The organism is Methylobacterium sp. NPDC097929 (genome assembly GCF_049543375.1).
Classification (GTDB): Bacteria; Pseudomonadota; Alphaproteobacteria; order Rhizobiales; family Beijerinckiaceae; genus Methylobacterium.
This window is the reverse complement of record NZ_JBMVEP010000002.1, coordinates 180,676-192,543: the sequence shown is the minus strand read 5'-3', so window position 1 is coordinate 192,543 and position 11,868 is coordinate 180,676. Positions and strand designations below refer to the sequence as shown.

The window sequence follows — 11,868 nt, the reverse complement described above, 5'->3', positions numbered from 1 at the left end:
CCTTAAGCGACGGGTTCGGGTTCGGCGTCGCCGACGGCGGCGCTCAGGGCACGCTCGTCCTCGGCGCGCTTGAGCGCCTCGCGGGCCGCGTCGGCCTGCCGCTGGCGGTTCCAGAGCGCGGCGTAGACGCCGCCGCGGGCGAGCAGGCCGGTGTGGTCGCCCCGCTCCACGACGCGCCCCTGGTCGAGCACGAGGATCTCGTCGGCGTTGATGACCGTCGAGAGGCGGTGGGCGATGACCAGCGTGGTGCGGCCCTGGCTGACCCGGTCGAGGGCGGCCTGGATCTCCCGCTCGGTGAAGGAATCGAGCGCCGAGGTCGCCTCGTCGAGGACGAGGATCGGCGGACCCTTGAGGATGGTGCGGGCGATCGCCACGCGCTGCTTCTCGCCGCCCGAGAGCTTGAGCCCGCGCTCGCCCACGGGCGTGTCGTAGCCCTCCGGCAGGCTCTCGATGAAGCGGTCGATCTGAGCCAGCCGGGCGGCCTCGCGCACCTCGGCCTCGCTCGCGTCCCAGCGGCCGTAGCGGATGTTGTATCCGATGGTGTCGTTGAACAGCACCGTGTCCTGCGGGACCATGCCGATGGCCGCGCGCAAGGAATCCTGGCGCACGGCCGCGATGTCCTGCCCGTCGATGGTGATGCGTCCGCCCTGCGGCTCGTAGAAGCGGAACAGCAGGCGCGAGAGCGTCGACTTGCCCGCCCCCGAGGGGCCGACGATGGCGACCGTGCGGCCCGCCGGCACCTCGAAGGACACGCCGCGCAGGATCGGCCGCTCCGGGATGTAGGCGAAGCGCACGTCCTCGAAGCGCACGGTCCCGGCCTCCACCTTGAGCGGGGCCGCCCCCGGACGGTCGGCGATCTCGGGATTGCGGTGGAGGATCAGGAACATGTCGTCGATGTCGATCAGCGCCTGTTTGATCTCCCGGTAGATCATCCCCATGAAGTTCAGCGGCATCGAGAGCTGCACGAGCATCGTGTTGACGAGCACGAAGCCGCCGATGGTGGTGCGGCCCGCCATGATGTCGCGGGCAGCAAGCCACATCACCGCGGTCATGCCGATGGTGAAGATCACCGCTTGGCCCGCATTGAGTACGGCGAGCGAGACGTAGGTCTGGGTGGAGGCCTTCTCGTAGCGCTCCATCGAGGCGTCGTAGCGGGCAGTCTCGCGCTTTTCCGCGCCGAAATACTTCACGGTCTCGTAGTTCAGGAGCGAATCGACTGCCTTGGTGTTGGCCTCGGTGTCCGAGTTGTTCATCCGGCGGCGGATACCGATGCGCCACTCCGTCGCCTTCCAAGTGAAGCCGAGATAGGCCGCGATCATGCCCGCCACGACGACCGAGTAGAGCCAGTCGAACTCGTAGGCGAGGATGCCGAGCACGAGCACCAGCTCGACGATGGTCGGCACCAGGGTCAGCACCATCAGGCGCGACAATTCCTCGATGCCCGAGCGGCCCCGCTCCAGCACCCGGGTCAGGCCGCCGGTCTTGCGCTCGAGGTGGAAGCGCAAGGAGAGGCGGTGCATGTGCTCGAAGGTCTGCAGCGCGAGCTTGCGCACGGCGTGCATCGCCACTTTGGCAAACAGCCCGTCACGCACCTGCGTGAGCCCGGCCATGGCGATGCGCGACAGGCCGTAGAGGCCGATCAGGAGGAAGGGCGCCGAGAGCAGCCCCGCCGGCACGGCGGAGGCGGCATCGGCCGCGCCGTCCTTGGCGCCGATCGCCGCGACCAGCGCGTCGGTTGCCCATTTGAAGGTGAACGGCATCACCATCGTCGCGGCCTTGGCCACGAAGAGCAGGCCGAAGGCGAGGAACACCCGGCGCTGAAGGTCGGCGCGGCCGTGGGGCCAGAGATAGGGCCAGAGGCGGCGATAGGTCGTCAGGAGGCCTGGGCGTTCGAGGGGCGCGGGCGCGCCCTCCCCCGCCGGCGCGGGTGCTTGTGCCATCGTCGAGTTCGGAAAGACCTTGCGGCGCGGAAGCGGCCGTTGCCCGCCGCATATAGGCCGGCCGGGCGCGGCGCGCACCCTGCCGTGACCGCACCCTGCCGTGACCGCACCCTTTCCGAATCCTCCCGACGCGCTCGGGCGGTCGCGGTCTCAGGTGCGGCGATCGGTGCCGGACTTGACGGCCGGTCCGCCCGGAGCGGGCTCGTCCTTGGGCAGGACGAACATCTGGCCCGGATAGATCAGGTCGGGGTTGCGGATCTGCTGCTGGTTGGCGTCGTAGATCACGGTGTAGCGGTGGCCGTGGCCGTAGGTGCGCCGGCTGATCTGCCACAGGCTGTCGCCGCGGCTGATCCGGGCCGTGCTGATCTCCGGCACGAAGACGCTGCCCGCCTCGGCCGCGGACGGCGAGGCGCCTCCCGGCTCGGCCGTTGCGAGGCGGCCCTGCCCCGCCGAGGCCGGAGCGCCGGAAACCTTGCCGGGAAGAGCGGGCGCGAGGGCCGCCGCCGCCCGGCCGTCCCGCTCCGGCAAAGGGACCGTCGTGCCCGCCGTCGCGGCGATGGACGGCGTGCCGGACGGCGCGGGGCGGTCCGGCTCGGCGCCCGCTTGCTTCCCCGCCCGCGGCGGGGCGGCCGCGAGGCTCGGCGCCGCCGGTGAGGCCGCGGGTGCCTTCTCGGGCGCGGCCTGCGCCGGGTGCGTCGCCGGCCGCTCGGCGGGTATCGCTGCGGCGTCGCGCTTCTGGCTCGGCGCGGATCGCTCCTCCGGCCCGGCGCCGGCAAACCGCGTCGGCGGTGGGGCGTCGGGATAGACGAAGGCCACCTCGGCGCGGCTACGCACCTTGCCGCCCGCCGGATCGACGGTATCGACCCGGATGCGGTAGGCGCCCGGTTTCACGCCGCGCCCGATCGTGAAGGCCACCCGCCCGTCCGCGCCGGCCTGAACGGAGGCGACCAGCGTGTCGTTGAGGTAGAGGCGGACCGTGCTGCCCGCTGCCGCCTGGCCGGTCACGTCGAGGCGCCCGCCCTCCTGGGCGTCCACGCTGACGATGCGGGCCGTGCCCGTGACCGCGCCCGAGGTTCGGCCGCCCTCGGCGGTTCCGGCCGTCACGGGCGCGGCCTTGGGGGATTCGGTAACAGCCGTCGGCGGCGCGGTCGTCGCGCCCTGCGCCTCCGGCGCGTCGGGCTGGGAGAGCACCTGCGTCGGCCGATCCGGCGCGCTCAGCGCGATCAGCGGCCTGGTCTTGCGGGTTTCGGCCACCACCACGGTGACGCTCTCGCGGCCGGTCAGCATCCGCCCATCGGCGGCGGTGGCGCGCAGCGAAATCTCGCTCGACCCCAGCGGAAGATCCGGCGGCGTGAGGGCGAACTGGCCCGACGCGTCGGCTGTCGCCGCGGCGAAGGGGCGCCCGTCCCGCATGAGTTCGATACGGGCGTTCGGCACCGTGCGGCCGGCGATGACGCTCGCCCCGTCGGGTTCGACGCGGACGATGTCGAAGCTCGGCGCCCCGTCCGGTTCGGCCCCGGCACGCCCGGCCGCCCCGCTTTCCCCTTGCGGCACGGCCGGGAGAGCGGCATGAGGGGAGCCCGTCGAGGGCGCTTCGCCCGCGCGGTCCCCGGTTTCCGTCCCATTCGGCTTGTCCGGCGCGGCCGGCGTCTCGGCAGAAGGGTTGACCGCCGCGTTGCGCTTGAGGAGTTCCCCCGTCCCGAACAGCGCCACGACCATGGCGAAGCCGCCGAGCAGGCCGGCAGCCGCGAGGACGATGCTTCGCCGCAGCTCAGCCGTCATGATCGTGCACTCCCGTCCTGCCCGTGTCGGTGCGCATGCCCGAAAAGCAACGTCGCTTGTCGACAACCCGTCCAATTCCCGTGACATATTAACGAACATGAGAAGAACACCAAAGCTCGATCGCGTGGGGGCGCCCCGTTCGTCCGCGAACTCAGCATTCTTGCGCGTGAGCGGCGCGCGCCGCCGCGGCCGGGGGGTGCTGTAATGGCGCGGCTGACTTCCGTCTGCGTCTATTGCGGCTCGGGCTTCGGCGGCGATCCGGCCTTCGCCGACGCCGCCCGGCGCCTCGGCACCTCGCTCGCCCGGGCCGGGGTCAAGCTGGTCTATGGCGGCGGCAATGTCGGCCTGATGGGCACGGTGGCGGGCGCGACGCTCGACGCGGGCGGCCACGTCACCGGCATCATCCCCGACTTCCTGAAGTCGCGCGAGCGCATGCTCGACGCGGTGCAGGAGACGATCGTCGTCTCCGACATGCACACCCGCAAGAAGCTGATGTTCGACCGCGCCGACGCCTTCGTGGCGATGCCGGGCGGCATCGGCACCCTGGAGGAGCTGGTCGAGCAGCTGACCTGGGCGCAGCTCGGCCAGCACCGCAAGCCGATCCTGCTCTTGTCGGTCAACGGCTTCTGGGACCCGCTGATCACCCTGATCGACCACATGCGCAGCCAGGGCTTCATCCGCGAGGGGCTCGATCTGAGCTACCTCATCGGCGACGATCCCGACCGCGTGGTGGAGCGGCTGGAGGCGGCCCTGGCGGAGGCCGGCCCGGCCCCGCATGCCGACGCACTGATCGAGAAGCGATTCTGAGGGCGGCCATGCTGCGCACGGAGCAGGACGGGGCCATGACGGGTCAGACCATCGCGGGCGAGCATACCGGCCAGCATTATTCGGAGGTGCTGGCCCGCCTTTCCCGCAACGCCGCCGTCCAGCGCTACCTCGAGATCGGCGTGGCCCACGGCGACATCTTCGCGGGCATCGCCTGCCGCCACGGCATCGCCGTCGATCCCGAATTCCAGCTCAGGACCAACGTCGCGGCCAACAAGGTCCGCGTGTCGCTGTTCCAGGTCATGAGCGACCTGTTCTTCGAGCACCTGAACCTGCGCCGCGACCTCGGCGGACGGCTCGACCTCGCCTTCCTCGACGGGATGCACCTGTTCGAGTTCCTGCTGCGGGACTTCCTCAACACGGAGGCGATCTGCCGTCGCGACTCGATCATCGTGATGCACGACTGCCTGCCGGTGGCCGAGCCGATGGCCGACCGCGATCCGGTGCAGGCCGGCATCCGCGGCCGCGGCACGCCGTTCGAGAACTGGTGGACCGGCGATGTCTGGAAGGTGGTGCCGATCCTCGCCCGCTTCCGCCCGGATCTCGAGGTGATGCTGGTGGACGCCCCGCCCACCGGCCTCGTCATCGTCACCGGGCTCGATCCCGCCTCGCGCACCCTCGGACGGAACTACGAGGCGATCGTCGAGGAGTTCTCGCAGCTGCCCAACACGGCCGACGAGATCGCGCAGGTCTATGCCGAGCACCCGCTCGTGCCGACGGAGGAGGCCCTGCGCCGACTGGGCGGCCGCTCCTACGCGAACGGCCCGGGCTGGCTGCGGCGGCTGACGGGCTGAGGTCTCATATCAAATCCGGTTGATCCCTTCGGTCGCCTCCCCCGTCCTTGCGAGGCTCAGCGAAAGCAATCCAGGGCTCCGCATTGTCCGGATCGGTCGCGCTCTGGGTCGCTTCGGCTCCGCCTCGCGATGACGGAGCGGGACGATCAAACGGAGACGATATCATACCAAATCCGGTCGATCCCTTCGGGATGGCGGATTTGGGCTTCGCTCAGGCGCCGCGCGGGCTTGCCGATACGGCTCCCGCTCGGATCAAGCGGAAACCATCTCAGCCCGCCACCGTCCAGGTGGTGCTGCCGTCCTTGTTGTCCTTCACGCTCACGCCCATCGCGGTGAGCGCGTCGCGCACCCGGTCGGAGGCGGCCCAGTCCTTGGCGGCCCGCGCCGCCTTGCGCTCGGCCAGCAGCGCCTCGACCCGCGCCACGTCGATGCCGGTGGCGCTGACCCGCTCCGCCTCGCGCTGCGCCTTCGTGCGCGGCAGGAAGCCCATCAGCCCCGCGCCCGCCTTCAGGGCCGCGGGGCTCGTGCCGGCGAGCCTGTGCAGCTCGCCGATGGCGGCGGGCGTGTTCAGGTCGTCGGCGAGCGCCTCGACCACGCCGGCCGGCATCTCGGCATCGGGCGCCGCCTCGCCGGCCGCCTCGTACCAGCGGTCGAGCATCCGGCTCGATTCCTCCAGGCCGCGCAGGGTCCAGTCGATCGGTTGGCGGTAGTGCGATTTGAGCATGTTGAGGCGCGCCACCTCGCCGGGCCAGTCGTCCAGCACCTGGCGGATGGTGATGAAGTTGCCGAGCGACTTCGACATCTTCTCCCCCTCGACCTGCAGGAAGCCGTTGTGGAGCCAGACATGGGCCATCACGTCGGTGCCGAAGCAGCAGCGGGATTGGGCCACCTCGTTCTCGTGGTGGGGGAAGATCAGGTCGATGCCGCCGGCATGGATGTCGAAGGTCTGTCCCAGGTGCTTCCACGACATGGCGGAGCACTCGATATGCCAGCCGGGCCGACCGGCCGAATCGATCCCGCAGGGCGAGGGCCAGGAGGGCTCGCCGGCCTTCGAGGGCTTCCACAGCACGAAGTCGAGGGGTGAGCGCTTGTAGGGCGCCACCTCGACGCGGGCGCCGGCCTCCATCTCGTCGAGGGGGCGCTTCGAGAGCGCGCCGTAATCGGGCATCGAGGGCACGTCGAACAGCACGTGCCCTTGCGCGACGTAGGCGTGGCCGGCCGCGACCAGCCCCTCGATCAGCCGGTGCATCTCGGCGATGTGGTCGGTGGCCCGCGGCTCGATGAAGCGTGCCGGCGCGCCCGCCCGGTTCACGTCCTCGGCCATCAGCACGCCGAGGTCGCGGACGTCCTCGTGGAACTGCGCCAGCGTGCCGTCGGTGAGTTCGCGGATGGTGATGCCGCGCTCCGCCGCGCGGGCGTTGATCTTGTCGTCCACGTCCGTGACGTTGCGGGCGTAGGTGACGTGCGCCTCCCCGTAGAGGTGGCGCAGCAACCGGAACAGCAGGTCGAAGACGATGATGGGCCGCGCGTTGCCGATATGGGCCGCGTCGTAGACCGTCGGCCCGCAGGCATACATCCGCACGTTTGCCGGATCGATCGGCGTGAAGGCCGCCTTCTCGCGGGTCAGCGTGTTGTAGAGCCGCAACATCGGAGTCATCGACTGCGTTCCTGCCGGGCGGGCCCGGCCTCCCTGGCGGTCTGCCCCGCCCTCGTCGTTTGTCGTTGGGGCGCAGCGGCTTCCACCGCCCGCCGCCCGGCACCGAAGCGGCTTCGCCACATTGCCGCCGAAGCCGCCGGCCCTTGCTGTTGCGCTGCGGCGACGGCCATCGCACCCGGGCTGGGCTACCTCAAAACGGTGATGAATTCGAGAACGGCGGATGCCTGCGCCGCCGCTCCGACGACCGTGATCGGTTCGGCAAGGATTTGTTTACCGCCTCGTCCGAACCTCCGCTCCTGAACGAACCCGTTCACAAGGTTTTCACCATGCGCCGCGCGTCCGTCGCCCTCCTCGCCCTCGTTCTCGCCACCGCGACCCTGCCGGCCCGTGCCGGAAGCGAGGCCTCGCCGGTCAAGCACGTCGAGAAGACGTTCCTGATCCCGGCCGAGGAGGGCTACGGCGTCGGCGAGTGCCTGAGCGGCGGCCCGAGCGAGTGCGGACAGGTCGTCGCCAACGCTTGGTGCGAGGCGCAGGGCTTTGCCAGCGCCAGCACCTACGGCGTGGCCGCCCAGGACGAGTATACCGGCGCCATCGACGCCCCGGCGGCCCCGGTGAAGAGCGCACCGCGCCCGCTGCGCATCACCTGCCAGGATTGATCGACTCCCGGGCCTACTTCAGGAAGTCCGCGCATTTCGGCGGCGGCTCGGTTCCCCAGGGCGCCAGCGGTACGCTCGAGGTCGAGTTCTTGGGCGAGCCCTGCACCACCTTGTCCGAATAGACCATGTAGATCAGCGTGTTGCGCTTGGTATCGCAGCCGCGCACGATCTGCATCGACTTGAAGATCAGCGAGCGCCGCTCGCTGAACACGACCTCGCCCTGCTTGACCTTGTCCTTGAACTGGACCGGGCCGACCTGCCGGCAGGCCAGCGAGATGTCGGACACGTCTTCGGCGAGCCCGAGCGTGCCCTTGATGCCGCCCTTCTCGGGTTGGGTGTACCAGCAGGCCACGCCCGCCACCGCCGGGTCGTCGATGCCGTAGACCACGAGCTTGTCGTTGGGCGTGAGCGGGCGCCAGACCGTCGACTTGTCGAAGATCCGGTCGGGTTCCTGCGCCCAGGCGGCTCCGCCCGCCAGCAACGCCAATCCGGTGGCGAGGCCGGCTGCCGTCAACCGGGCCGTGTGTCCATTGGTGCTCGTGAGCCACATCGTCGACGCAATCCCCGCAAAGCTTGGCGCGAGAGACATGGTGTCTCTGTCCCCGCGGGTCGAGGGGCTTTAACACAGGTGCTGCTCGTCGGCTCCGCTTCGCCGAAGCCCTCCCCGCCCGCGCTCTCCTGCCTGAGATCCCCAGCATCCGCACCATGCCGATGATCGGAACGCAGTTTCGCCGCGCCGTCACCCTCGTCCTCGCCGCGGTCAGCCTCGGCTTCGGCGGGGCGTCTCCGGCCGCCGCCGCGCCGGATGTCTGGGCCTGCCAGCGCTACAAGAGCGAGCTGGCCAACCTCAATGCCAGCGCTTCCACCGCCGCCGCCCTCCAGAGCGAGGTGGCGCGCCTGCAGACCTACTATCGCAGCCTCAATTGCGAGGGCGGCAAGTTCCTATTCTTCGACACCCGGCCCCCGCAATGCGGGGCGGTGGAGGCGCGGATCCGTTCGCTCAACGCCACCTACGGCGGCGGTGACGGGGAGGTCGTGTCCACCCGCCGCCGTCAGCTCGTCGCGGCCGTGTCGAGCGCCTGCACCGGGCTGGTGCCGGAGGGCGGCCAGGAGGGGCATTCCGGCGGACAGACCGCTCGCGGCGGTCCGCAGGTGATCTGCGTGAAGACCTGCGACGGCTCCTATTTCCCGATGGCCAACCTGCCCGACGGGCGGGGCGGGGCCGACGAGATGTGCCAAGCCCTCTGCCCCGGCACCGAGGCGCTGGCCTACTCGATGCCTCACGGCGACGACGCCCTGAAATATGCCGCCACGATCAAGGGCAGCCGCGCCTACAGCGCGTTGCCGACCGCCTTCAAGTTCCGCAAGAGCTTCACGTCGAACTGCTCCTGCAAGAAGGAGGGGCAGAGCTGGGCGCAGTCGCTGGCCAAGGCCGAGAGCATGCTGGTGCGGCACAAGGGCGACATCTTCGTCACGCCGATGCAGGCCGAGGCCCTGTCCCGGGCGCCGAAGGTGCGCCTGACCCTGGTCGGCCGTGCCGACCGGACCGCAGCCGGGCTCGCTGCCGCCGCGGCGAGCCGCGACGGCGCTGTCCCGGCCCTGCCGGAGCTCGCGCCGGACGCGGCCGAACGGACCGGATCGGCGGGAGAAACCCGCAGCGCCGTCCGCGTCATCGCCCCCAGCATCGTCGCGCCGCTCGCCCTGACGCCGATGCCCTGAGGCCGACCCCTTCGCGGCCGCGCCCGAATGCCCGCCCCGGAGCGGAAGGCAGCCTCGAAAAGGGAACCAAATCAGTCCCGTCGTGTTCGGAACCGCCGATCGCGTTTTACGAGGCTGACTGCATGCGGATCACCCGCTCCCTGCTCCTGGCCGGCACGATGTTGCCGGCGCTCGTCCTGTCGGATCTGTCCGTCGCCCGCTCACTCGGCGACGGCGTGGACGGGCGGATCGAACTCGCGCAGCGGGAGGAGCCGGGTGAGGGGCCGCGCGGCGGCGGGCGTGGGCCGGGCGGTGCCGGTCCGGCCGAGCGCGGCGGTGCGGAGCGCGGCGGGCCGCCGGCCCGCGAGCGGCCCGAGCCGGCCGAACGCCCGTCCCGTCCCGAGCCCCGGCAAGCGCCCGCGGCCCGAGAACAAGCGCCTGCGGCCCGTGAACAGGCGCCCACGGCCCGCGAACGGCCGGAGCCGGCCGAGCGCCCGGCCCGTCCCGAACGGCAGGAGCGTCCCGAACGGCAGGAGCGCCCGGAGCGGCAGGAGCGTCCCGAGCGGGCGCCCTCCCCCGCGCCGCGCCCGGACCGCTCCGAGGAGCGCGCCGCGCCGCCCGCCGCCCGGGAGCGCTCGCCCGAGCGCGAGGCACCGGCCCGGCGCGAAGCCCCGGAGCGCGAGGCGCCATCACGCCGCGAGGCGCCCGAGCGCGAGACGCCCTCTCGTCGTGATGCGCCGGAGCGTCAGCCCGACCGCCAGCAGGATCGCCAGACCCCGGATCGCTCCGGCCGGGACGCCCCGAACCGTCCCGATCGTCCGGCCGGACGCGAGGCGGATCGGCCCGATGCGGCGCCGAACCAGCGCCGGACCCCGGATGCGCCGACGCCGCCCTCGGCCGACCGCCCCGACCGCCCCGACCGTCCGACCCCGCCGGCCACCCAGAACCCGGCGCAGCCGACCGCGCCCGCCACGCCGCCGAACCAGCGGCCCGGCGTTCCCGGCCGCCCGGTCGCGCCCGGTGCGGAGCAGCCCGGCCGCCCCGCTCAACCGACGAATCCGTCCGCGACCGATCCCGACGGCACCCGCGAGGCGCCCGGCAGCCGCACGGCCCCCAACCAGCAGCCCGGCGTTCCGGGACGGCCCGTCGCGCCGAACCAGCAGCCGGGCGTTCCCGGCCGTCCGGTTCAGCCGCCCGGCGCCGACCAGCCCGGCACGCCGCCGGACGGCCGGTCCGACCCGCGCGGGCTCGACGACCGGCGCGGCGACGACGATCGCCGTGATCCGGATCGCCGCCGCGGTGAGGACGATCGCCGTGACTCCGATCGCCGTCGCGACGACGACCGCCGCGACTTCGACCGTCGGCGCGGGGACGACGACCGGCGCGGCGACCGTTCGGACCGTCGCGAGCGTTTCAACGTCCCCGGCACGCCCGCCTACGTGCCCGGCGGCTTCCGCGACGACGATTACCGCGGGCGCGACTACGAGACCGTGCGCCGGGACCGTCGCGAGTACGAGGTCGGCGGACGCACCTATTACCGCGAGCCGGGCCGCATCATCGTGCGCGACCGGGACGGCTACTTCATCCGCCACGACGAGAACGAGCGCTTCCGCACGATCTACGGCGATCGCGGCTACCGCAGCGAGCGCCGCGGTGGCGAGGTCTACAGCTACGTCGACAGCCCGGCGGGCGGACAGATCATCACCGTCGTGGACGATGACGGCCGGCTCCTGCGCCGCTCGCGCCGCACCCGCGACGGCCGCGAGGTCGTGCTGATCAACAACGCCTATGGCGGCGCGCCCCGGCCGATCTACGAGGACGTGGTGGAACTGCCGCCGCCGGACATCCGCATCCCGCGCGAGCGCTACGTCGTGGATTACGAGCGGGCGGACGGACGCGCGGTCTACGAGGCCCTCTCCGCGCCGCCGGTGCAGAAGCTCGACCGGCGCTACACCCTCGATCAGGTGCGCTACAGCCCGCAGCTGCGGGCGCGGATGCCGTCGGTGGACATCAACACGATCACCTTCGACACCGGCTCCTTCACCGTCACCCCCGATCAGGCCAAGCGCCTCTCGACCATCGCGGAGGCGATCAACCGGACGATCAAGGACAATCCGCAGGAGGTGTTCCTGATCGAGGGCTACACCGATGCGGTCGGCGCCGACATCGACAACCTGTCGCTGTCCGATCGACGGGCGCAGTCGGTGGCCGCGGTGCTGACGCAGGACTTCCAGGTGCCGCCGGAGAACCTGACGACCCAGGGCTACGGCGAGCAGAACCTGAAGGTGAACACGCAGGAGGCCAACCGCGAGAACCGTCGCGTCACGGTGCGCCGGATCACCCCGCTGCTCCAGCAGCAGGCCGAGGGGCAACAGCCGCCCGCACCCCGTTAGCCGAAACGCTTGACCCCTCTCCCGATCGCGGGAGAGGGTATCTCGCGGCGCGGACGCGTGGGCGGCCCGAACAAAGGTTCGGAACCGTCATTTCTCGCCCGCCGCTTCCTGCCGAGGCAGGAC

General features: G+C 71.5%; 9 protein-coding genes. 5 read left to right on the top strand and 4 right to left on the bottom strand.

The annotated features are described in order from the left end of the window. Positions 1–2 precede the first annotated feature (2 nt). Both ACPCJR_RS08930 and ACPCJR_RS08925 read right to left on the bottom strand, forming a co-directional pair. On the bottom strand, positions 3–1,940 hold the full coding sequence (locus ACPCJR_RS08930; RefSeq protein WP_391511819.1) for an ABCB family ABC transporter ATP-binding protein/permease: 1,938 nt from the start codon (positions 1,938–1,940) through the stop codon (positions 3–5). 150 nt (positions 1,941–2,090) lie between these two features. Beyond that, on the bottom strand, positions 2,091–3,722 hold the full coding sequence (locus ACPCJR_RS08925) for a LysM peptidoglycan-binding domain-containing protein (RefSeq protein WP_391511818.1): 1,632 nt from the start codon (positions 3,720–3,722) through the stop codon (positions 2,091–2,093). A gap of 204 nt (positions 3,723–3,926) precedes the next feature. Between ACPCJR_RS08925 and ACPCJR_RS08920 the strand changes: the two genes are divergently transcribed. Both ACPCJR_RS08920 and ACPCJR_RS08915 read left to right on the top strand, forming a co-directional pair. Continuing rightward, positions 3,927–4,529, top strand: a complete 603-nt coding sequence (locus ACPCJR_RS08920) for a TIGR00730 family Rossman fold protein (RefSeq protein WP_391511817.1) — start codon at positions 3,927–3,929, stop codon at positions 4,527–4,529. Between the two features lie 8 nt (positions 4,530–4,537). Further along, positions 4,538–5,341 carry a class I SAM-dependent methyltransferase gene (locus tag ACPCJR_RS08915; RefSeq protein ID WP_391511816.1) on the top strand — a complete coding sequence of 268 codons (804 nt, stop codon included), beginning with the start codon at positions 4,538–4,540 and terminating at the stop codon, positions 5,339–5,341. A gap of 268 nt (positions 5,342–5,609) precedes the next feature. On the opposite strand, the gene cysS is transcribed toward ACPCJR_RS08915, so the two are convergent. After that, positions 5,610–6,998: a cysteine--tRNA ligase gene (gene cysS, locus ACPCJR_RS08910; RefSeq protein ID WP_391511815.1), complete on the bottom strand. Its 1,389-nt coding sequence runs from the start codon at positions 6,996–6,998 to the stop codon at positions 5,610–5,612. 326 nt (positions 6,999–7,324) lie between these two features. Here cysS and ACPCJR_RS08905 point away from each other — a divergent pair, with 326 nt between their 5' ends. After that, positions 7,325–7,654: a hypothetical protein gene (locus ACPCJR_RS08905; RefSeq protein ID WP_391511814.1), complete on the top strand. Its 330-nt coding sequence runs from the start codon at positions 7,325–7,327 to the stop codon at positions 7,652–7,654. Between the two features lie 13 nt (positions 7,655–7,667). Here the strand turns inward: ACPCJR_RS08905 and ACPCJR_RS08900 are convergent, their stop codons facing one another. Beyond that, entirely contained in the window at positions 7,668–8,204 is a 537-nt protein-coding gene (locus ACPCJR_RS08900) for a CreA family protein (protein WP_391511813.1), read from the bottom strand. Between the two features lie 155 nt (positions 8,205–8,359). On the opposite strand from ACPCJR_RS08900, the gene ACPCJR_RS08895 reads away from it, so the two are divergent. Together ACPCJR_RS08895 and ACPCJR_RS08890 are read left to right on the top strand one after the other, a co-directional pair. Next, positions 8,360–9,373, top strand: coding sequence for a DUF2865 domain-containing protein (locus ACPCJR_RS08895; protein ID WP_391511812.1), 1,014 nt, complete (start codon positions 8,360–8,362; stop codon positions 9,371–9,373). Between the two features lie 122 nt (positions 9,374–9,495). Further along, a complete protein-coding gene (locus ACPCJR_RS08890) occupies positions 9,496–11,745 on the top strand; it encodes an OmpA family protein (protein ID WP_391511811.1) in 2,250 nt (749 codons plus the stop codon). Positions 11,746–11,868 lie beyond the last annotated feature (123 nt).

Excerpts from the sequence above, each read along its gene's own strand:
- cysS (WP_391511815.1), bottom strand. The coding sequence starts at position 6,998 with ATGACTCCGATGTTGCGGCTCTACAACACGCTGACCCGCGAGAAGGCG.
- ACPCJR_RS08895 (WP_391511812.1), top strand. The coding sequence starts at position 8,360 with ATGCCGATGATCGGAACGCAGTTTCGCCGCGCCGTCACCCTCGTCCTC.
- ACPCJR_RS08930 (WP_391511819.1), bottom strand. The coding sequence starts at position 1,940 with ATGGCACAAGCACCCGCGCCGGCGGGGGAGGGCGCGCCCGCGCCCCTC.
- ACPCJR_RS08920 (WP_391511817.1), top strand. The coding sequence starts at position 3,927 with ATGGCGCGGCTGACTTCCGTCTGCGTCTATTGCGGCTCGGGCTTCGGC.
- ACPCJR_RS08900 (WP_391511813.1), bottom strand. The coding sequence starts at position 8,204 with ATGTGGCTCACGAGCACCAATGGACACACGGCCCGGTTGACGGCAGCC.
- ACPCJR_RS08905 (WP_391511814.1), top strand. The coding sequence starts at position 7,325 with ATGCGCCGCGCGTCCGTCGCCCTCCTCGCCCTCGTTCTCGCCACCGCG.
- ACPCJR_RS08915 (WP_391511816.1), top strand. The coding sequence starts at position 4,538 with ATGCTGCGCACGGAGCAGGACGGGGCCATGACGGGTCAGACCATCGCG.
- ACPCJR_RS08925 (WP_391511818.1), bottom strand. The coding sequence starts at position 3,722 with ATGACGGCTGAGCTGCGGCGAAGCATCGTCCTCGCGGCTGCCGGCCTG.
- ACPCJR_RS08890 (WP_391511811.1), top strand. The coding sequence starts at position 9,496 with ATGCGGATCACCCGCTCCCTGCTCCTGGCCGGCACGATGTTGCCGGCG.